17 protein-coding genes are annotated in these 19,157 nt (G+C 65.2%); 9 read left to right on the forward strand and 8 right to left on the reverse strand.

From position 1 onward, the window contains the following. Positions 1-95 precede the first annotated feature (95 nt). On the forward strand, positions 96-635 hold the full coding sequence (locus tag N3K63_RS03230) for a DUF2599 domain-containing protein (RefSeq protein ID WP_261578546.1): 540 nt from the start codon (positions 96-98) through the stop codon (positions 633-635). A gap of 444 nt (positions 636-1,079) precedes the next feature. On the opposite strand, the gene N3K63_RS03235 is transcribed toward N3K63_RS03230, so the two are convergent. The 4 genes from N3K63_RS03235 to N3K63_RS03250 all read right to left on the reverse strand — a co-directional run bounded on the left by N3K63_RS03235 (position 1,080) and on the right by N3K63_RS03250 (position 6,822). Then, entirely contained in the window at positions 1,080-2,576 is a 1,497-nt protein-coding gene (locus N3K63_RS03235) for a zinc-ribbon domain-containing protein (protein WP_261578547.1), read from the reverse strand. A 409-nt stretch (positions 2,577-2,985) separates the two neighbouring features. Further along, positions 2,986-4,056 carry a TniB family NTP-binding protein gene (locus N3K63_RS03240; RefSeq protein WP_261578548.1) on the reverse strand — a complete coding sequence of 357 codons (1,071 nt, stop codon included), beginning with the start codon at positions 4,054-4,056 and terminating at the stop codon, positions 2,986-2,988. Between the two features lie 11 nt (positions 4,057-4,067). Continuing rightward, positions 4,068-6,056, reverse strand: a complete 1,989-nt coding sequence (locus tag N3K63_RS03245; RefSeq protein WP_261578549.1) for a Mu transposase C-terminal domain-containing protein — start codon at positions 6,054-6,056, stop codon at positions 4,068-4,070. Between the two features lie 10 nt (positions 6,057-6,066). Next, complete coding sequence (locus tag N3K63_RS03250) at positions 6,067-6,822, reverse strand: TnsA-like heteromeric transposase endonuclease subunit (RefSeq protein ID WP_261578550.1); 756 nt, start codon at positions 6,820-6,822, stop codon at positions 6,067-6,069. 95 nt (positions 6,823-6,917) lie between these two features. Between N3K63_RS03250 and N3K63_RS03255 the strand changes: the two genes are divergently transcribed. Then, positions 6,918-7,328 (forward strand): hypothetical protein, encoded by a 411-nt coding sequence (locus N3K63_RS03255; RefSeq protein ID WP_261578551.1) that lies wholly within the window; start codon positions 6,918-6,920, stop codon positions 7,326-7,328. A gap of 129 nt (positions 7,329-7,457) precedes the next feature. Here the strand turns inward: N3K63_RS03255 and N3K63_RS15215 are convergent, their stop codons facing one another. Further along, on the reverse strand, positions 7,458-8,390 hold the full coding sequence (locus N3K63_RS15215; protein WP_390895098.1) for a zinc-ribbon domain-containing protein: 933 nt from the start codon (positions 8,388-8,390) through the stop codon (positions 7,458-7,460). Here N3K63_RS15215 and N3K63_RS03260 point away from each other — a divergent pair. The 6 genes from N3K63_RS03260 to N3K63_RS03285 all read left to right on the forward strand — a co-directional run bounded on the left by N3K63_RS03260 (position 8,352) and on the right by N3K63_RS03285 (position 15,773). Next, complete coding sequence (locus N3K63_RS03260; protein WP_261578552.1) at positions 8,352-8,735, forward strand: hypothetical protein; 384 nt, start codon at positions 8,352-8,354, stop codon at positions 8,733-8,735. The two genes, N3K63_RS15215 and N3K63_RS03260, sit on opposite strands and share 39 nt — an antisense overlap. Positions 8,736-9,250: 515 nt before the next feature. Beyond that, the gene (locus N3K63_RS03265; RefSeq protein ID WP_261578553.1) at positions 9,251-10,537 is read left to right on the forward strand and encodes a hypothetical protein; all 1,287 of its coding nucleotides are present in this window, start codon (positions 9,251-9,253) and stop codon (positions 10,535-10,537) included. After that, entirely contained in the window at positions 10,530-11,381 is an 852-nt protein-coding gene (locus N3K63_RS03270) for a hypothetical protein (protein WP_261578554.1), read from the forward strand. The genes N3K63_RS03265 and N3K63_RS03270 overlap by 8 nt, the downstream gene beginning before the upstream one ends. Positions 11,382-12,889: 1,508 nt before the next feature. After that, positions 12,890-13,603 carry an antitoxin VbhA family protein gene (locus N3K63_RS03275; RefSeq protein WP_261578555.1) on the forward strand — a complete coding sequence of 238 codons (714 nt, stop codon included), beginning with the start codon at positions 12,890-12,892 and terminating at the stop codon, positions 13,601-13,603. Further along, the gene (locus N3K63_RS03280) at positions 13,590-14,222 is read left to right on the forward strand and encodes a Fic/DOC family protein (RefSeq protein ID WP_261578556.1); all 633 of its coding nucleotides are present in this window, start codon (positions 13,590-13,592) and stop codon (positions 14,220-14,222) included. The genes N3K63_RS03275 and N3K63_RS03280 overlap by 14 nt, the downstream gene beginning before the upstream one ends. A gap of 981 nt (positions 14,223-15,203) precedes the next feature. Next, positions 15,204-15,773: a toll/interleukin-1 receptor domain-containing protein gene (locus N3K63_RS03285; RefSeq protein WP_261578557.1), complete on the forward strand. Its 570-nt coding sequence runs from the start codon at positions 15,204-15,206 to the stop codon at positions 15,771-15,773. Between the two features lie 112 nt (positions 15,774-15,885). Here N3K63_RS03285 and N3K63_RS15220 read toward each other — a convergent pair whose 3' ends face one another. Together N3K63_RS15220 and N3K63_RS03290 are read right to left on the reverse strand one after the other, a co-directional pair. Continuing rightward, positions 15,886-16,152: a helix-turn-helix domain-containing protein gene (locus N3K63_RS15220; protein ID WP_390894961.1), complete on the reverse strand. Its 267-nt coding sequence runs from the start codon at positions 16,150-16,152 to the stop codon at positions 15,886-15,888. A gap of 141 nt (positions 16,153-16,293) precedes the next feature. After that, entirely contained in the window at positions 16,294-17,457 is a 1,164-nt protein-coding gene (locus N3K63_RS03290; RefSeq protein ID WP_261578558.1) for an acyl-CoA dehydrogenase family protein, read from the reverse strand. Positions 17,458-17,607: 150 nt separating this feature from the next. On the opposite strand from N3K63_RS03290, the gene N3K63_RS03295 reads away from it, so the two are divergent. After that, positions 17,608-18,660 (forward strand): Rv2578c family radical SAM protein, encoded by a 1,053-nt coding sequence (locus N3K63_RS03295; RefSeq protein WP_261578559.1) that lies wholly within the window; start codon positions 17,608-17,610, stop codon positions 18,658-18,660. A 22-nt stretch (positions 18,661-18,682) separates the two neighbouring features. Here the strand turns inward: N3K63_RS03295 and N3K63_RS03300 are convergent, their stop codons facing one another. Next, the gene (locus N3K63_RS03300) at positions 18,683-19,135 is read right to left on the reverse strand and encodes a hypothetical protein (RefSeq protein WP_261578560.1); all 453 of its coding nucleotides are present in this window, start codon (positions 19,133-19,135) and stop codon (positions 18,683-18,685) included. Positions 19,136-19,157 lie beyond the last annotated feature (22 nt).

Genomic DNA, 19,157 nt, shown 5'->3' on the forward strand with positions numbered 1-19,157 from the left:
ACTCAACTGGAGATCAAATGAAACGCCACACTGGATCGACCCGCACCACATCGCGCACGCTCGTAGCCGCCGCACTATCAGTCGCCCTCCTTGCCGTGACCGCTCTCCCGGCGCAGGCGGCAGAGTCCAGCGGAGTAACCGCCGAGGACGAGCAGATACTCACGCGTGTCTTCGGCTACGAACCGTCTGAATCGGAAATCGACGCGTACCTCCAGCGATATGGCGCAGTCCCGTCCGCGGATGAAGTTGCGGCGTATGTCGCGGCGGCGGAGTCCGAAGAGGCAGGTGTGACCGTCGCTCCGGAGGCGCCTTTCGCAGGTCGGGTCTCAGTCGCTGCAGCCGACTCCTTCAGTAGTTTCTTCCAGTCCGGCGCATGGATCACGCGCGACGGAATGCTGTCGCTCTCGCTTATGCCTCGCGCTGGTGGTATCGGGAACGAGGGAGGCACTCGAACCTGGACTACGGTGTACAACACCTTCTCCGGGTCGCCGAACTGGTGGAATCACAGCCACAACGTCACAGCGAGCATGAGCAAGCAGTACAACTGCCACTTCCGCTTCGGTATGGTCAAGACTCCCTGGAACCTCGAGCCCGCCAAGATTGCCGAAAACGTCTCCACGATCACCTGCAATTGACCTCCTGAAAGGGTGAGCATGTTGATTGACCTTCTTCCCTTGATCGCGTTTGTCGTTGCCGCTGGAGTCTCCGTGGCATGCACCGTTGCCCTCGCGCGGGCTGGGCGAACTACGGTCCGGACGGGCCGCACGTGGACGCTGGTCATCATCCCGGTCGCCATGCTCGCCCTGCCGTATATCGCCTTCGGGGCGCTGCGAGGGGACGTGGACGTATGGGACTTCTACCGATCGGTCTGGTGGGTACCTCTCGGGGTTCTCAGTGCGATCGCGGTGGTCGACATCCTGGTTGCGTTGCGCTCGTCGCGGACCGCAACTCTGTAGCGAGCAGCTTCGATCCAGGCGGGAGCAACGTTGTCGCCTGGATCGAAGCTGCGGAGAGCCGGGATTTCCTTCGGCGGCCCGGCAGCATGAATGACCGTGCGGCGTCCATAGGGCCCTGCAGGCTTAGTGGTTATCCAGGTACGCCCTGCCGGCCGCTGTGAGGTCCGCGACCTTGGCCACGCCCTTCCGACCTACTACTCGGGGGCCTCGCTCGTAGCTCGTCAGACCCGCCGTAGCCAACTTCCTCAGGTGATAGCAAAGTACCGAATGTGTCAGCCCTAGATCGCCGAGGTCGCTTGCGCTGCTTGGACCGCGCGCGGCGAGTCTCTCCAAGATACTCCTTGCCGACGCAGAGATCTCTGACTTGGACTTTTCGCACTCGTCACAGATGGGTCCCAACTGCTGTTGACGGTAAGCGCGCCGCGGCCACTCGTGGCCGTCACGGCATATCCAATGGATGACAGACCCCGACGTTGCGACGATGTTGTCCGGGTCGAGATCACCGTTCTTCGTCGGATGGAAGAGCTCGGCCATCCAGGAATCGGTCGTCCGCATGGAGTTCGCATCCGTAACGCGTCTATTGGCACAGACGGGACAGACGCGAAGGGCGACTCTTCGTGTCACGGACAAGTCATACACGTCACCCTCATCGCACACCCACCAGAACACCTCTGTCGAACCCGCGGTGACGTCGGCCGGCGATCGTGTTCCGTTCAGGGACCGATGCCAGGTAGCGGCGACGTCCGGTCGCATCATGAGCAACGAGTTTCGGCTGATGCGACAGTCTGGGCACTTTCGTCGAGTACTGATCGTGCCGTCTGCACGGGCTCGCTGTCCGACCTGGCTGCTCCACTGGTGGTTCCCCTCCCGGCAGATCCAGTTGACTTCCAGGTCAGTGCCTGCCAGCACGTCGGACGCGGTGAGGCCACCGTTGTCCGCGGAGAACTCAGCGGCCAGTTCTGGGTGGGTGTCGGCCAGCGTGTTGAAGCCAGGACGTAGTCGGCGACGGGAGCAGTAGCCGCACCCAGAGCCACCTGTATGCGCACCGAGCTGACGGTAGTTCGCGGTAAACCGGTGGCGACGTTCACACAGATAGCCGTCGTCGGCGACAACAGTGACCATGGGCTTCAACCTGCTCGACGGAGCAGGTGACCAGATGAACTGCGTCATGTGTAGGTGCATACGCCGCGGGAAGAAGGAAGTGCGGAGCTGCGCCAGGACCTCCCGATCGTCGAGGTCTTCGCGGTCGTCGCCTCCGAGGAACGAGTGGGGGTCCTCGGGCGGCTGATGTCCCATCGTCCGCAGCAGCAACCAGAGTCCGTCGACCAGCGTGGCCGCAGGTCGGTTGCCGACAACCTCGGCCACGACACCGGCTACTTCGCTGTATCGGGCTGAGGCAGTGCGGCCACGGTCGACGACCGAAGCCAACAGTCTCGGCCGCAGAAGCCGGTACGCGAGTCGAACAGCGATACGGAAGATCTCCGAGTCTGATAGTCCTTGTTGCGCTTCGACGAGGTTCCAGTACCGCACCAGTTCTTCCAGTTCGCTGAGCCGGAAAGCATCGACAATGCCCCACCGGCGCATGCGACGGTAGAGACGATCAGCACGCAGTACGCGCATGGATGCATCGTGTTGGCTCGCCGGCTCGGCGCCAGGACCAATCCATGAGAGGTGCCGACGGCAGACACGAGGGCCGTCGTGCGGGTACTGCGCGACCTCACCCGAAAAGCACTTGGCGCAGGCATATCGGTTCTCGAGCGTCGACGTGCACTTCTTGCAGCGGCTGCCATCAGGGTGATGCGGCTGCCGAGATTGCTCAGCGTCGAAATGGCCAGAATCCAGCCCGCCGAGTGCTTCGATCGTGCCTGAGTCGAAGGTCCAGCGAGCGAGCGACTGACCGCGTGAGTCCTTCGATCGGTGAATGCCCCAGGCCGGAGGCGGGATGTCGTTCGCCGTCCGAAGCCGACGCTCGTAGCTCTGCTGGGTTTCGTGCGGCGCGGGTCGCACACGGACGGGGAGTCGGCGAACTTCACGCTGCATGCGACGTGCCCCAGTTCTTGCCCGCCTCGATGTCGAGCGCGCGGTCCAAGTCGCGGCTGGCGGTGATGTCGAGTTTCACGGACTCCAGCTTGTCCATCGTGATGGTTTCGTTGGATGGGTCGCCAGCATCGATGAGTTCCAGGGCCACCGTCGTCAGAAGTCGGTTGAGAGTGCCCAGGGACCCACGGGTCACCTTCCACAGGTAGGCCCCGTGACTTAGGAGAGACTTCGCCTCGTGGTTCAGGAGCATGAGCTCCGACTCGAAGGCGTGAATGACACCACCCCACAGTCGCTGTTCGGCAGGCGTGTCGATGCCGAGCCTGTCGAGCGATATCAAGGTGGACCGGGACGCGAACTGTCGCCCCATCCCGTCGCCGGCGGTGAGGAAGCTCTCCAGCTCGACGCCCACGTACAGCGGCACGGCGGCGACTGCGTTCATCAGCGCTTTGATGGCTTGCGCGGCTTCACTGTGTCCGCGGCTGTTCATGAACAGGTTCTGCATCTCGTCGATGACCACGAGGCTGGTGTGGCCGCGGACCAAGTGCTCCTTCACCATGCGGGCACGAGTCTCCGCCGTAACGGTGTTGGAGTAAGGCAGGCCCAGGAAGTCGAGGAAGCACCCGAGTATGTTGCGTGCGTTCGAGCCGGGCGGCACCTCGACGTATACCACTGGGATGTGGCCGAGCTTTCGCCACTCGGGATAGCGCTTCTCGTGCCGTGCGAGCCCGTCGACCATTGCGCGGAACGCGCCGGTGGTCTTTCCGGCCGCGGGAGGGCCGCTTAGCACCACGCCCGTGCGACCGATGGCCCGGTCGGCGCGAAGCGACGCGCGTCGCAATTCCTTGAGCAGACTCTCGAGGTGCGGAGTGCGCACCACAATGTTCGAAGCGACGTGAGCGATTCGCATGTCGTCATACTCTTGCCGCGCGTTCGGGCTGAGCGCCGCGTGCTCCGCCAGCGACAGCGTGCTCGGCTTGGCGGGCTTGTCGTTCTCGATTAGCCAGAGGAGTTGCTCGAATTGGTCGAAGTGCCCACGCGGCGAGATCGGTTCCGTAGTCATCGGTAGTCCTTTCAGAAAGTGTCGAGGTCGTCGAACTCGTCGAAGCTCGCACCCGTCGACCGTGCTTCCAGTGCAGTTACGAGCGCGTCCGTGCTGACGCCGGTGGCCGTACTCTTCAGCGCGGCTCGCGTCGCCTCGATTTCGGCTCGCTTCCGGGTTGCAGCGTTGATGACCGCTTCACCCTGGAAGCGAATCAACAGGTCATCGGCCTCCTCATTGGTGAAGCCCGGCTTGACTGCGGCGAGGTCGGCCGCGGCGGCCATCAGCGCCGGGAGGTGAGGACGGGAGAGGCCGGCTTCCTCCGTCCAAGCGCACGTAATCCACTCCCCGTCGAGGGGCGAACGCACCCAGACCTGCGAGTAGTCGCTCGGGTCGAAGTGGACGTTCCGCATCGCGGCCTTTCCTTCCGGGGTCTTGTTGAGGCGCAGCGGCCCAAGGTGAGGACTGTCGTACGTTCGGGCGCCGAGGGTGATTCCCTTGGCTTGAACTGTTCGCGGTTCGAACGGGAGAAGGGCGATGTAGTCGTCCTCGAGCAGGGGAACCGGGTGGTGCCCGCTGAACTCGATTGCCGCGCTGTACATGGTGTTCGGCGTGTGTCGGACCGACGTCCTCCACGGGTCTACGAGACCGTCATGCTGGCGGTTCTGCCACACCACAGCCACCCAACGGTCGAACAGGTCGGCGACCGTACGCAGGTCCAGAGGCGCGCTGTCATCGAGCTTGGCCCCACGGTCATCGGACTTGCCACCGACGTACTGCGGAAGATAGCGGGCGAACTTGCTGCTGATACTGCCGAACGTGCGCTCGACGTGGGCCTTACTCGTCGGGCTGTGGGGCGGTGACTGCGTCAGCGTGATGCCGTACCGCTCGCAGGTCATCAGCACCACTTCGCCGCGGTAGTCCTGGCCGTTGTCGATGATGATGCGGCTCGGGAAAATCCATGGCCGGTGGGTGTCCCACTGGTTAGGGTCGTCGACCGACAGGTACTTGGCCCAGGGCAGCTCAGCGAGTCCGAGCTCGTCATAGTCCGTGCTCCACGGTCGCAGCTGTCGGGGAACGAGTGCGCGAGCGATGAGCGCCGCGTGGTCAGTGGCAGTCGGGGCGTCTACGGAGAAGTAGAAGGAGAGGATGCTGCGCGTTGCCTTGTCGGTGAGGATGGTCAGGTATGGGCGACGGATGCTCCCGTCCGGCATCAGCACTCGGGCGTCGAACCTCGTGGTGTCGGCCTGGCATTCCTCGCCCGGCGCCATCACGCGTCGCGGTCGGTGTGCTCGCTTTGGCGACAGCGACTTTGTTTCGCGCTGCTTGGCCGACCGGGTCGGGTCGAGGTCGCCGGAGATCGCCTTTACGTATCGTTCGACCGTTGAGATGGATGGTGCGGTGGGACGCTGGCTAGCGTCGGGGTACTCCTCCATCAGCCGCTTCTTAAGCTTCGCTCGGATGGCGGCATATGACGTGGTGCTCTGCCCTTCGTAGGTCGCGACGACTTCCCGAATGAGGCTCACCACGTCTTCATCAGTGCGGTTTGCCACGTTCTTTCGTCCGGCGCGCCTGTCCGTCAGACCGTCGATTCCCCTGGCCTTGAACGCGTAGTACTTGCGCTTGAGCGTGCCGAACGGGACGGGCATGTGAAGCTTCTCCAGCTCCAGTTCCTTCGCGCCCAGCTTCTCGTTGATGGGCACCTTCGCGCCGTACTTAGTTCGGCGTTCGCCGCCCTCGAGCGGAGTGCCGTCGAGGAGTTCCCGCAGATGCGGGAGGAGAGCGACCATCTCGGGTTTCAGGTCGGCGAGCGTCTCTGCGACGGTGCGTTCGGGCTCCACGGTTTCGAGCGCGCGTCCTCGCGGGAGGCGTCGCGCGAGCTCGATGTGGGAGAGCTGGATGTAGTCGTCTGTGTACTCGTTGCGGAGCGAGTAGACGCCGCGGTCGTAGCCGACGAGCGAGAAGACATCGTCGCCGAGTTCGACCGTCTGACCGATGCTGACTGCACGGGGAGCATTCATGGTGGTTCCTTCAGTTGCTGATTTGGTTGCCGACCCAGATGGGGCTGTGGTCCCGGAAGGGTCGGCTGAGGTTGAACTGGATGTGGCGGCGCCACATGAGGTGATAGATGTACGGGATGGCTTCGCCAGGCTTGTCCGTCTTCAGGGCGGCGCGAAGCTCGCCGAACGTCTCGACCTTGTTGGCGAGCGCGAGAATTGTCTCGGCGACCTCGGCCTTCGGCGCGTACCGCGGGTGCCGGTAGCGAGCGAACATTTCGAGATTCCAGACCGCGACGCGATTCAGCGAGTCGAACAGGTAGTAGCCCCAGCCCACTCCCTCGCAGAGGCGACGAGTCTGTTCGAACGATTTGGCGTGCTCTTTGGTGGTTCGCGCTTTGGGATGGACGTCGACGAGCAGGCGTCCTCCCGATGGCGTGTCGAGGAGATAGTCCGGGGTGTGATGGCTTCCGTCTGCGAACGTCACGAGCAGCGGTTGAGACAGCGCGTTCGTCGGGCTGTGCAGGTGGTCCATGAGCATCATCACGCTGTACTCGGCCATTGACTCGTGCCAGACGTGGCGTCCCGTGCTCGAGACCCAATAGTGCCCGTGGTAGTTGGTCATGCCCGTCCACTTGTAGATGGGTCGGGTGCGTCCGGTCGGCGACATGTCCCTTACCGACGCGGCGTCGAGTACCCGAACCGCCTGCGCCCGGCCCGCGCCGTCAATCCAGTGCGCGCGGTCATATCCATCTCCCGCGGGGAGCCCAATGTGCTGTTTCTTGGTCATGTGCTCCCCCATGCGCGAGGTCACGACCGAAACCCCGTTTGCGGTCTCCGAATGGCGCTTTTGGCGCTATTCGCTTCAGCCGACTACGGTGAGCTATGCCCAATCCCCGCTATCGCCCTCGTGATTTCGTGGTCGAGCCAACGGAATTCGGCCAGCTGGGCATCGTCCAGTGGGTCGACGTGGACCCACAGGAGAAACGCACGGTCGCGCATCGCTGGGCCGCTCAGTATCAGCACTCGATCGCGTTCGGTGTTCGGAAGCGCTACGTGCCGAAGTCGGACACGACCACGGTTCTGGCACTCGCGGAGGAAATGGGCCTCCCCTACCCACGGCTCCAGCGGCTGCTGACAGGACACGTGGTCATGCAACTTGAGGACGTTGGCCGGTTGTACACACACATCGGCCCCGCGATCGAAGTCTGGGGACTCAGCACTCCCCACCGTGAGATCATCGAGCGGTTCTACAGGGAGCGACAGCGCCAGTCCGAATCGCGACGGCAACCGTAGCGACGCTTGCCCCAGCTTTACGCGCCGGAGGCGACCTCGTGGATCTCGAACAACAGGCCAGCCGATTGCATGCGAGGGGCCACCCCGGCACGCGAATCGCCTCCGGATGCTCACCACGCGGGTGAGTAGCTACCGGCGGCGCACCCGGCAGCCTGGACATGTTGCGGTCCGCACTCTGTTGTAGACCCGTGCTTGGTACACGTGTCCCGACGATGCGCAGCGCCACCAGAGCACGGCAGATGAGCCAGCGAGGACGTCATTAGCGCTCAGCGCGCCGTTCAGCACCGGGTGAAGCGTCTCCGCGACCTCCGGGTGGGTTACGAGAAGGCTGGTAGACGGGTGCGCCAGTCTGCGCGAGCAGAAGGGACATCGGGCACACCGGACCTGTGACCTGATCAGCGCAGCGTAGGCATGGCCCCGGTCACACACCCACCACGCGCTCCCCCTACTGCCGCTGGTCACGCTCTCTGGCGTGATGGAGGCGTTGAGAGCGGGGTGCCATCGACTCGCGAGGTGGGGGTGCGTGTGAGCGAGTGTGTTGGCGTCCGGGTCGATGATTCGTTTGACGCACACGCCGCATCGCGACCCTTGCTTCACACGCGTCGCGGGGCTTGCGTAGTGAAGATGTCCACCATCACTGCAACGCCAGGCGACCTTTCGCCCGGATCCAGCCTGTAGCTCTGTCGGCTGAACACTCGTGTTCGCGTTGTAGTCCCACTCTGCGAGGACGTCGGGGTGAGTGTCCTGCAGCGAGTTGAACCCGATCAGTGTCTTACGGTTGCTGCAGTACGGGCACCCGCCGGTCGCGTTCTCTAGGCGCGAGTAGCGAGATCGATAGTGATGACCCAGCCGGCATGAGTACTCGGTCATCGCGTGGGGGACTCGACCCGCATCTTCCCTCGGCAGTCCCGCCCGGGAGAAGCGGACCTGCGATAGGTGCTCATGCATCTGGCGCGGCCACGCACAACTGCGCATCTCAACTTCGTGGCTACCCTCGCCAGTACCTGTTGCGACAGAGAACGCATGGGGATCGCCTGGGCTACCGACTGGGCGCAGCAGCATCCAGACGCGGTCAACGAGTCCGGATATGCATGTGCCACCGATGGAGTCGACCAGGTCGTCGTGCAATCCGTCATAAACAGCCTGAGCCGAAGACTCGCCGCGGACCGTTCCACGCGTGAACACGACGCGTGCCACGCGAACCGCCATCGCGAACAGGTCCGGGGGATCGAACGGCACCGCTCCCCGCCAGGCACGCCACTGCGAAACACACGACTCCAGCTCTGCCAGCAGAACCGGATTCAAATGACCGAGCCCTCGCATGCGGGCATACCGCCGATCGGCGTCGATGACGGTGGAATCGACGCGGACCTGCTGGTCAATGGCAGTGTGCGGACCAATCCATAAGCCGTGCAGAGTACACACTCGCGGCCCGTCATGGGGCATCTGCTCGGCGACCACGCCTCGCATGCACAGTCGGCAAGCCGCTCGTCCACTCACCCAAGCACGACATTCGTCGCACTCGACATCCTGATGATGCGGTGAGCCCTCACGAGAGCGAGCGAAGTGTCCACGATCGAGGTCGCCGGCAATCTCCACCCATAACTCTCGGCGATAGTCGAGCGCTGCCAACGATCTGCCCTCACGCCTCGATTGTGCGTAGGGGAAGGTTCCTTCCGGCAGGTGATTGACCTGCCGAAGGCGACGCTCGAAGCTCCTGATCGTCTCGAACGGAGCAGGGCGAACGAGCACCGGAAGGCGCCGCCAGGACGGATCCCCCCGCTCACCACATTCCGTTCCCGCGGTCTTCGCGGGTGTTGCTCGCCGTTGAGCCATGCGCGTATTGTAATACGCAATAGTAACCAATGGCAATGGCGCCTTGATGCCGGCGCTCCATCTGCACAGCCACCGAGGGGGCAGGCATGACGAGCGAATACACGCAGCTTCAGTCGGTGGTGGTGGCTCTAGACATGGACGGCGTCCTACGCTCTCTGCTGCGGTGGCCAGGCGACCCCGAGGTGATCGAGCTGTCGATCACGATGCATCGTGACGCGTACCCGTCCACCTTCCACTCGGAACCGCCGTGGGATGAGGACGGCACGTCGACGCAAACCGAGTACTTCTCGCGGGCCGGAGTCGAGTGGGTGCGGCGGCTGGTCGAGCGCGGCGAGGATGTGAGGTGGGCGACGACGTGGCAGGCCCACGCGAACTCCTACTTCGCCGGCCCGCTGGGGCTGCCCGAGCTCCCGGTCGCCGTGTCCGGTGAGGCGGGTGGGGCTCGGAGTTCGGGTGTGTGGAAAGCCCGGCAGCTAGCCGCCGCGTTCCCGGGCCGGCCGCTGGTGTGGGTGGATGACCAGCCGGACGATTCGCTGATGACCGCGCGTCGGCCCGTCGACCGGGCGCTCACCCTCATCTACCGGCCCGTGAGCTCGCTGACCGGGCTGCAGGGGCAGGACACTGTGGCGATCGACGAGTGGTTGGCGATGGCGAGCACGGTCGAAGGGCAGGCCGAGCTCCGTGATCGGCGACGCCGGGAGGTGCGGCGCAAGCGTGACAGGGACATCCGCTTCATGTGGCGGTCGCGGGAGGTGTACCGGGAACGCAACCGAGTCCTCGACGCTGTGAAGATCGAGTTCGCCGGCGAGGAGTTCATCGCGCAGATCATCGCTGATCACGTCGCGCGAGGCGGCGAGCGGGCGAGGCCGGCGATCAGCGATCTGCTGGAGCGGTGGCACGCGGGCAAGGAGGTCACGGCCGGGCGAGTACTGAAGATCATCGACGGACTCAACCTCCGCGAACTGCCGAGTCCCCGCAGGGTGCTGCCGGACCAGTGGGCGGCGACTCTCGGTCCGATGATCCCCCAGGACCACGCTGCAAAGCTCCTGGGGATGACGGACGAGGAGCTCGAGCAGGCGGCGGACGACCTGCGGGCGCTGCGCCTTCTGACGGTCGGCGAGGGGGCGTACTACCCAGGCTGGCAGATCAGCGACGGGCAGTTGATCCCCGGCCTGCAGGACGTGCTCCGTGTGCTCCGCACCGGCTCCGACGACGAATGGCGGTGGGCCGCCTGGTTGTACGCGCAGGACGGGCGAGGCCGTCGCAGGACCCGTCGGTTCGCCCTCGGACGAGCCGACGCCGTGCTCCAGGACGCACGATGGGTTGCGGCCGAGTGGCGTGCGACCGCGCTGCCGGAGGATCCCGATGACTGACGACACGGGAACCGAGGACGCGTGGGCGGTGGACTCGCTCACGCAGCGGTCCGATCCGGGGATGTATGTGGTGGTCACCGAGTCTCGGACCGTGTACGTCGTCGACCTCGATCAGGACCGGCCACCGACGATCACCCGCTACCCCGTCGTCTCGCTCCTCCTCCACGACACCGAGCCGATGTACGTGGTCTCGTGCACCTTCGACGTAAACACGAGGCACGGAATGATCGTCTGGTGGAAGAACGACGCCGAGAGGCCCGCCCACCCCGGCTACGTCGGCACCTGGCGCCACACCACCCCGGTCACGGCCATCGCACGCATCCCCGCAGGCAGCCCACTCCACGACCCGGAGGACCGCGGCCCCCTGCTCCTCGCGCTCATGAACGCGCTGGGAACCCTCCCGCACAAGCTGCCGCCTGCAGACACCAGGGCGCTCATCCGGATCCTGGCCTCCCCGGTCCCGAAGCCCGACATCAACCCGAGCCCCGCCGACTTCGCAGACCGCGGGTGGGCGAGCGCCGTCGGACCGCTCTTCTCCGCACCCCGGTTCAGCGAGATCGTCCAGCTGACGCCCCAAGAGCTAGACGAAGCAGCCCACGATCTCCGTCTTCTCCGGCTCCCGATGTCCTCGGGGTCGCCGGTCTACCCCGAGCTGCAGCTCGTTGGCCGGCTCGTCGTCCCAGGACTGCATGACGTCCTTCAGGTGCTCGCCTGTCGCAGCGACGACCCGTGGGCCTGGACGCGATGGCTACACGCGGCCGGCGCATCCGTCAGTCCGATCGGCCTCCTCCGCGGCGGACGAATCGACGAAGTCGTCCGGCTCGCTCGGACAGCCGTTGGCTAGTCGCGGGCGTACACGAGCGAGGCAGCTTCTGGTGAGAGCGGGTCACGGTGGCAGTGTGACTGCGCCCGGTGGTGATGTCATCACGACAGTGGCCGGAGGCGGCTCTCAAATGATCGCTGGCCGGTTCCGCGGGAGGTGATGCACTCGCACCACGCGCCAGTCCCGACCGCAATCCCCCTGTTGAGTTGTTGAACACCCTTCGTCGCACGTTGCCTGTACGTCCGCTACGGCCGTAGAGCGGCTGAGCATTGCTGCTCATGCAGTGGGTGCTCGTCTACGGCTCTCTCTCACCATGTACCCTGCGGCACATCGGGGGCCGATCAGCGCGAAACACCCGAGATCGCCTCGACCAAGGTCCTGCCAAGGTCGCTGCCAAGTCCAAAAACGATCAAAAGACCCGGTCGGAGCGACAAAAATTGCGCCTGCCAAGTCTGCCAAGCGCGGAACACCCATCCATAAGGGGTCGAAGAGTGCTTTTCCCCCTTTTACTCTTACTACTTACTTTTTCTTCTCATGTAGTACCTCTACTACTTGGCAGCCTTGGCGGGGGCCCTCTTTCCCAGTGGGGAGTAGGGCAAAGTCCTGCCAAGGTCACCTTGGCAGGACTTGGCATTTCGAGGCCCAACTAGAAGCTATGTTCGAACTTATGTGCATCGTGACGCGATCGTTGCCGAGTTCGTCTTACGAATCGAACCGGCTTGCCGACGCTCGTGACACCCTCCACACGAACCCGACACCATCGCGGCGACCGACCGGAGCCTCGACGAACGGCGTCGCCGACTCCCTCGGCATGAAGGTGACGTCCGCGAATGGGAACGCGATGACCAAGGCACACGCACGACACTCGTATCCAGCATCTGAGTCACCCATCACGGTCCTGCACGTAGGGCACCGAGGCTGGGCGAGCTTCGAGGTCGTCGTCCGCGATCATCCACCGACCATAGGCCGCGGTCTCGAACGCCGTCTGAGTTATCCACCACTAGTCGGAGACCGCTCCACGCCACACCCAGCACCTCCGAACACGGCCGTCCACCTGGAACTGGATGGCGACCGCATCCGCCGTCCACATGCACGCCTCCGCCTCCACGCGAACGGGTGTCCCACCGAACCGCACCCAGGCGCGCACCGACTTCGGCTGCGGATCTGTCGTGCACGGGACCGCGTCCAGCGCGAGCTCCTCTCGCGTAAGCGACTCAAGCGCGCCAGAAGCGGCAATACGTTGGAGAACTCGCTCATCCATCTGCGCGTCAACGACATGTGCGTATCGACGCGACGTTCCCACAGACGCTCCCCTCCCCAACGTCCCGATGCTAGGGCGGGCCACCGACGCAGTGGAGGCCGCAAGGGCCTCTGTCCTTGAGACAACTGCCCGCAGCGATTTGCCTTGGGCGGTCGCGCGCATGGCGGGCGCGCTGCGGCGGCGCCGAGATGGGCGACTGCCTCTGCGCGGTGCCGGACAGACACCGCGCAACCTGTACGACGTGCGCGAGAATGAGTGTGTACCGCGCATGAACCTGTCGAAGAGAGGGGAGGGTGCGATGAACACCACACGCAGTGTTGTTCGGGCACGGTCGACGGACCGCGCGCGCAACATCTACAGCGCGACAGTGGCGGAAAACCTGCGACTCAGTGACCGCGAGCTTCTGGATCTGATCGAGGGACGACCTGACACCCATTCTGGCGCGGTCGAGCGCGCGCGAGTCGAGATGGCGCTCAGCGAGTACGACCGAGCAGTGGACGCGCTTGCTTCCGGCGTCACCCCGATCATTGCGGGAGTCGAACTTGCCACCCGGTCAGTGACGAATGCGGTCCAGCAAGCCATCGAACGTGCTTCTGAAGTTGCGTTGGGCGGAGCCCCGGTCCATTCAGTGGTCAACGCGCTGAACGTCACTCTGATTGGGGCCGGCGCTGCTCCCGTCGCGATTGAACGAGCAACGACGACAGCGCTGTTGAAGGCGCTGGTGTTTGCCCGCAACGGCAAGACGAATCCGTTCGAGCTGTTCGTGCTGAAGCTGACGGGCAGTGACCTTGGCGACAGACCCGCGAACCCGCCGAACCGCGCCGAGCGGGCTCGGGCCGTCGAGGAGGCGTTCGCGAGCTGGGCGCTTGAGGGGTTGTCGCCCGACGAGCGAGATCTGACGGACGCTCGCAACTACGTCGACGGTCTCGCGACCGGCAGTGACCTGGTGGCGCGATTGAAGGCCGAGTATGGGGTCAAGTAGCGCGGATGACCTGTACACCGATCCCGCGTCGGGTGTCTTTCACAACAAGCTCCGCCTTACCGACCCGCGGCAACTCGCGGAGGCAGAGCGCCGTTTCAGTTTCGCCCGGCGTATTGAACTCGTCGATGCGCCGGTTGCGCAGACGTTCGACATGGCCCATCTGCGCGCCTTGCATCACCATCTGTTCCAGGACATGTACCCGTGGGCGGGCGAGGTGCGGAAGGTCGAGATCTCCAAGGGCCAGTCGCAGTTTCATGCGGCCTCCATGATGGACACCGCTGCGGAGCACACTTTCGGGAAACTGGCTGCGAGCGGTCTGATCTCGGATATGTCTCTCGACGACGAAACGTTCGTGCGGCTCGCAGCGGATGTTCTGGCCGACCTCAACTACATGCACCCGTTTCGGGAAGGCAACGGCCGCACTCAGCGCGCATTCCTTGACGATGTCGCGGCGGTCAGCCGCCGAGTACTGGCGTGGCGGAACGTTAGCGCGGCCGAGAACACGCGCGCATCGGAGCTTGCGCATTCCACGGCCTCTGGCGCTCCGTTCATCGACATGATTCGCCGCGCATGCGCGCCGCCGCTCGATGGGTTCGGGGTCTTGTCACCCGCGGCTTAGGGTGACGGCCGTGGTGATCGGTGCGCCTGGTGTGTGCGGGGCCAACACCTTGCAGGGAGCGCCTTGCCGACCACGCGGAGTCTGCCCCGACCATTCCGCGCGAGGCGCAGGTGCAAATGGCTCTGCCTCTAGTCTTCCAGCCGCATCTCATCCGTCGGCCGCTCAGGGCCGCAATGGTGCGACGCGCCGCGCTCCGGATGCGACACGCCGATCGTGTTGTCCACAGGCTCGAGATTTCAAGCGGCCCGCGGTTGCAGACGATGTTGTGGAAAGCTGTCGAAACTACTTACCACACTCGCGGAATTCCGCGGCCTGACGGTAATCGAAAGCTATGTGGCGCCTGTGGAGAAAGTGGTGGACAGTTTGTGTATTGCACGGTCACAACGGTGGATAACTACAGCGATGTAACTACTACCCCTAGGGGTAGGCCCCAATGTCGGCACCTACATGTAGTGTTGGGCACCGAACCGGCAGCGATGCAACGGAAAAGCCCCCCGATTCGACGGCAATCGAATGGGAGGGCGGGATTCCTTCTGGAAGACGGAATCCCTCCAAGGTACGCACGTCGGCTGCTGCCAGCAAACCCGTTGGCCGCATCCACAACGAACCTTGAAAGGGTTTGGACATGAACGACAAGTTGACCCCGGGCGACCGCACGCCTCGCTCCGGACAGTACGAGATCATCGGGCCGCGTGGTGGTGCGACCGGGGACGAGCGGACCTCAACCAGGGGAAACCCCCTGCCGCCCACGCCGAAGGCGGGGCAGTCGTACCGGCTCGTGGACCCGACGAAGCATCGGGGGAACCGCTGATGGCCCGCGGAAGCGGCGGATGTACCGCGCCGGTGCGTGGCCACATTCGCGGCGGCGGCGACGACTGCCCCGTCCATGGCGGCCGACGCTCACGCTACGGCTATGGGTACAGCTACCCCTCTGCGTACGAGCCGGCCCCCGCCTATACGCCTCCGCCTTCTCCTCCGCGCGTGCACCGCAGCTATGCCAGTCGCTCTTCCGGCGGCGGCACTCGACGCTCCGGCGCGAGCCATGCTCGCAGGTCGACGGTCACCTACTCGCCGAGTGAGTACCGGATCCTCAACCCCGTCCGCGAGGAGGTCGAGCGGATCGCGAAGACTGCAATCGACCGTCGCGATCTGTTTCTCTGCCACGCGTGGGATGACCGGCAGGGAGCAGCACTCGAGTTCTACAACCTGCTCACGGGGCTCGACGTCAAGGTGTGGTTCAGCGAAAAGGACGTCCCGCTCGGCACTCCCCTGATGCGCCAGATCGATAAGGGACTGAGGAGCTCTCGCGCGGGAATCGTGCTCGTAACGCCGGCACTTCTGCGAAGCCTCAACGCAGAAGGCATCGCAGATAAAGAACTGTCGGTACTCCTGTCCAGCGGTCGTGTGATCCCGATCGCACACGAGACGACGTTCCCGGAGCTTCGGGACGTGAGCCCGCTCCTCGCGTCCCACTCTGGCCTCACGACCTCCGACTACGCGTCGCTGGAAGAAGTCGCCACCAAGATCGCCGACACGGTCCTGATCGACTAGCCCTCCGCGCAGTAGTGGCACCCGACGACTCTGACCGGGTGCCACTACAGCCCGACCCGGCTGACCCGCGGGCGCTTCGGTCGGAGCATCCAACCGTGTCAAACACGCTGGGTCAGCGGGGGAAGAGAGGCACCCCAGTTGCACGCTCCAACCGAGAGATCGTCCGCAGATCCGGCCATGCGCTGCCCGCAAGAATGGTTCGGAGGGTCGACTCATGGACGCCGGAGTCGCGTGCGAGCGCACGCACGCTCCTGTCTGCCAGAACTGCGTTCACCGCGACGGCAAAAAGACGCGCCACCTCCGCGTCTGGGTCAGCGGAGGCACCATCGGGCCACGACGGCGTCAGTTCAGCAGGAGTCTTTCGTTCCGGTCTGGCCATTTCAGAACTCTCAGGTGCGGAGGACGCGCTCCCCAATCAACTCAACGATCAACTGTCTGAAGTTGACGCAACTCGATGGGCTTGGCGCATCTTCGCTGACGGATTTCGCAGGATGGCTGCAGGATCACATGAGGGGTCGGCTCAGCGCTTGCCGGCGATCTGACGCCCCACGATCTCGCGCATGATCTCGTTCGTGCCGCCGTAGATGCGGTGCACGCGGGCGTCGAGGAACGCCCGGGCGATGGGGTACTCGGTGATGTAGCCGTACCCGCCGTGCAGCTGCACGCAGGTGTCGAGCACTTCCCACTCGCGCTCGGTGGCCCAGAACTTGATCTTGGCCGCCTCTTCGGCCGAGAGCTTGCCCTCGCCGTAGGCCTTCAGGCCGCGGTCGATGTAGGCCCAGAGCGCATCGACGGTCGTGGCGACGTCGGCGAGCTTGAAACGGGTGTTCTGGAAGTCGATGACACGCTCGCCGAAGGCTTCGCGGTCCTTCGTGTAGGCGACGGTCCACTCCAGCGCGGCGGCCGCTGCGGCAGCGCCGGCCACGCCGATCGACAGGCGCTCCAGCGGCAGGTTCATCATGAGCTGGACGAAGCCGAGCCCTTCCTTGCCGCCGATGAGGTTGGCTTCGGGAACGAAGACGTCCGAGAAGCTGAGCTCGGCGGTGTCGTGCCCCTGGAAGCCCATCTTGTGCAGCTTCTTGCCGTGGTCGAAGCCCTCCATGCCGTTCTCGATCAGCACGAGCGAGAAGGCGTCGGGGCGGTTGCCCTCGCCCGTCTTGACGAAGGTGACGATGAGGTCGGCGGTCTTGCCGCTGGAGATGAACGTCTTCGCACCGTTGACGAGGTAGCCGCCGTCGACCTTCTTGGCGGTCGTCTTGATGCCGCGCAGGTCGCTGCCCGCGCCGGGCTCGGTCATCGCGAGCGCGCCGATCACCTCGCCGGTGGCCATGCGGGGCAGCCACGTCTGCTTCTGCTCCTGCGTGCCCATGTGCACGAGGTAGGGCACGGCCAGGTCGTCCTGGATGCCGAAGGCCCCGGCCAGCGAGCCGGCACCGGCGCGGATGACCTCTTCGTTCACCACGGCGCGGAAGCGGTAGTCCTGCAGCATGCCGGCGCCGCCGAACTCGTCGGGCACGCTGAGCCCGATGATGCCGGCCTCGCCCGCGGCGAGCATGGTGGCTCGGTCGACTTCGCCGTCGGCATCCCACTGCTCGCGCTTCTCGTTGGTGACGTAGCGCTTGATGAACTCCTTGACGACGTCGCGGAACGCCTCGTGGTCCTCGTCGTAGATATCGCGCTCCATGCGCCGACCTCCTCATCATTGATGGCGTGGTCGAGTCTACGCGTCGGTGAGATCGGATGCCACTGGGCATGGCACTCGGTATCCCGCACCCTGTTCTATCCTCGGAGCGCCCCGGTTGACGTTTCTTCGGTTTTCTGTTCGACTGTCGGAATGCGATGGCAGGGGCAGCAGGTGGGCGCGACGGACGTCGACGCGCTGCCCGGGCTGGAATCCCTCGACGGTCTCGTGCGCAGCGTGACCACGCCCGAGTTCGCGGGCATCACCTTCCACGAGGTGCTCGCCAAGTCGGCGCTCAACCACGTGCCGGGCGCCTCGGCGATGCCGTTCGACTGGACCATCAACCCCTACCGCGGCTGCAGCCACGCCTGCGCGTACTGCTTCGCACGCAAGACGCACGAATACCTCGAGCTCGACGCCGGCGCCGACTTCGACAGCCAGATCGTCGTCAAGACGAACGTCGCCGAGGTGACGCGGCGCGAGTTGGCGCGACCCACGTGGCTGCGCGAGACGGTGGCCCTGGGCACCAACACCGACCCCTACCAGCGCGCCGAGGGTCGCTACCGGCTCATGCCGGGAATCATCGACGCCCTCGCCGAGAGCGGCACGCCGTTCTCGGTGCTCACCAAGGGCACGCTGCTGCGGCGTGATCTGCCGCAGCTGGCCGACGCCGCGGCATCCGTGCGGGTGTCGATCGCGATGTCGATCGCGGTGTTCGACGACGACCTGCAGAAGCTCGTCGAGCCGGGCACCCCGTCGGCGGCGGCGCGGCTGGCCACCGTGCGCGCAGCGACCGACGCCGGGTTCCGGGTGACCGTGTTCCTCATGCCGATCCTCCCCCACCTCACCGACTCGCCCGCCGCCCTCGATCACGCGCTCGCGCAGATCGCGGCCGCCGGCGCCACGCGTGTCGTGTTCGGCGCGCTGCACCTGCGCCCCGGCGCCAAGCAGTGGTTCTGGCAGTGGCTCGAACGCGAGCGCCCCGACCTGCTGCCGGTCTATCGCGGCCTCTACCCGGGCGTCTCGGTGAGCGCGCCGGTGGGCTACCGCAAGCTGCTCACGGCGCGGGTGCGCCCGCTGCTGCACCGCCACCGTCTCGCCGGCGGCGCCGAGGAAGAGGTCGAGATGCGCGTCCCGCGCCCGGGACCGGTACGCGCCACGGGCGCCCGGATGCCGGCGATGGCGGGGGCGGCGACGCTGTTCTGAGTGGGGGCGTGCGGGGTGCTGGTCAGGGGTTGACGGCGTGCAGGGCGGCGAGGGCGCGCTCGGCGACGGGCACCGAGTCCTCCTGGTGGAAAAGCGTGCCCATGACGATCACCCACGCATCGCCCTCGAACGTGTAGTGCACCGAGTAGCCGAGGATCTCGTCGTCGAAGTCGGCGCCGTACGACGGCGCCCCCGAGACGGTGCCCCGCTCGTACGAACTGGCCTCGAGCGCGGCGATCAGCTCGTCACGGACGGTCGGGTCGAGCTGCGCGATCACCCCGTGGAAGCCGCCGTCGGAGTTCGGGATCCCCCACATGCACGACACCGAGACGGTCGCCGAGGCCAGCGCGGTCTGCGCGGCCGGGCCGGGCAGCGCGCTCGGCTCCAGCCCGCCGACGCCGGGGATGGGCTCGATGTTCGGGTCGAACAGCTGCGCGGTGGCGTCGGCATCCATGATCTGGTCGCACGTCGGCATGGTGAGTGGCCCCGACAGGGTG

The sequence above is a fragment of the Microbacterium festucae genome (assembly GCF_025421715.1).
Lineage (GTDB): Bacteria > Actinomycetota > Actinomycetes > Actinomycetales > Microbacteriaceae > Microbacterium > Microbacterium festucae.

Coding starts and splice junctions, on each gene's coding strand:
- N3K63_RS03265 (WP_261578553.1), top strand. CDS start 9,251: ATGACGAGCGAATACACGCAGCTTCAGTCGGTGGTGGTGGCTCTAGAC.
- N3K63_RS03240 (WP_261578548.1), bottom strand. CDS start 4,056: ATGACTACGGAACCGATCTCGCCGCGTGGGCACTTCGACCAATTCGAG.
- N3K63_RS15215 (WP_390895098.1), bottom strand. CDS start 8,390: ATGCTGCTGCGCCCAGTCGGTAGCCCAGGCGATCCCCATGCGTTCTCT.
- N3K63_RS03250 (WP_261578550.1), bottom strand. CDS start 6,822: ATGACCAAGAAACAGCACATTGGGCTCCCCGCGGGAGATGGATATGAC.
- N3K63_RS03270 (WP_261578554.1), top strand. CDS start 10,530: ATGACTGACGACACGGGAACCGAGGACGCGTGGGCGGTGGACTCGCTC.
- N3K63_RS15220 (WP_390894961.1), bottom strand. CDS start 16,152: ATGGCCAGACCGGAACGAAAGACTCCTGCTGAACTGACGCCGTCGTGG.
- N3K63_RS03290 (WP_261578558.1), bottom strand. CDS start 17,457: ATGGAGCGCGATATCTACGACGAGGACCACGAGGCGTTCCGCGACGTC.
- N3K63_RS03235 (WP_261578547.1), bottom strand. CDS start 2,576: ATGCGCGTACTGCGTGCTGATCGTCTCTACCGTCGCATGCGCCGGTGG.
- N3K63_RS03300 (WP_261578560.1), bottom strand. CDS start 19,135: ATGCCGACGTGCGACCAGATCATGGATGCCGACGCCACCGCGCAGCTG.
- N3K63_RS03295 (WP_261578559.1), top strand. CDS start 17,608: ATGCGATGGCAGGGGCAGCAGGTGGGCGCGACGGACGTCGACGCGCTG.
- N3K63_RS03245 (WP_261578549.1), bottom strand. CDS start 6,056: ATGAATGCTCCCCGTGCAGTCAGCATCGGTCAGACGGTCGAACTCGGC.
- N3K63_RS03255 (WP_261578551.1), top strand. CDS start 6,918: ATGCCCAATCCCCGCTATCGCCCTCGTGATTTCGTGGTCGAGCCAACG.
- N3K63_RS03280 (WP_261578556.1), top strand. CDS start 13,590: ATGGGGTCAAGTAGCGCGGATGACCTGTACACCGATCCCGCGTCGGGT.
- N3K63_RS03260 (WP_261578552.1), top strand. CDS start 8,352: ATGGGGATCGCCTGGGCTACCGACTGGGCGCAGCAGCATCCAGACGCG.
- N3K63_RS03275 (WP_261578555.1), top strand. CDS start 12,890: ATGAACCTGTCGAAGAGAGGGGAGGGTGCGATGAACACCACACGCAGT.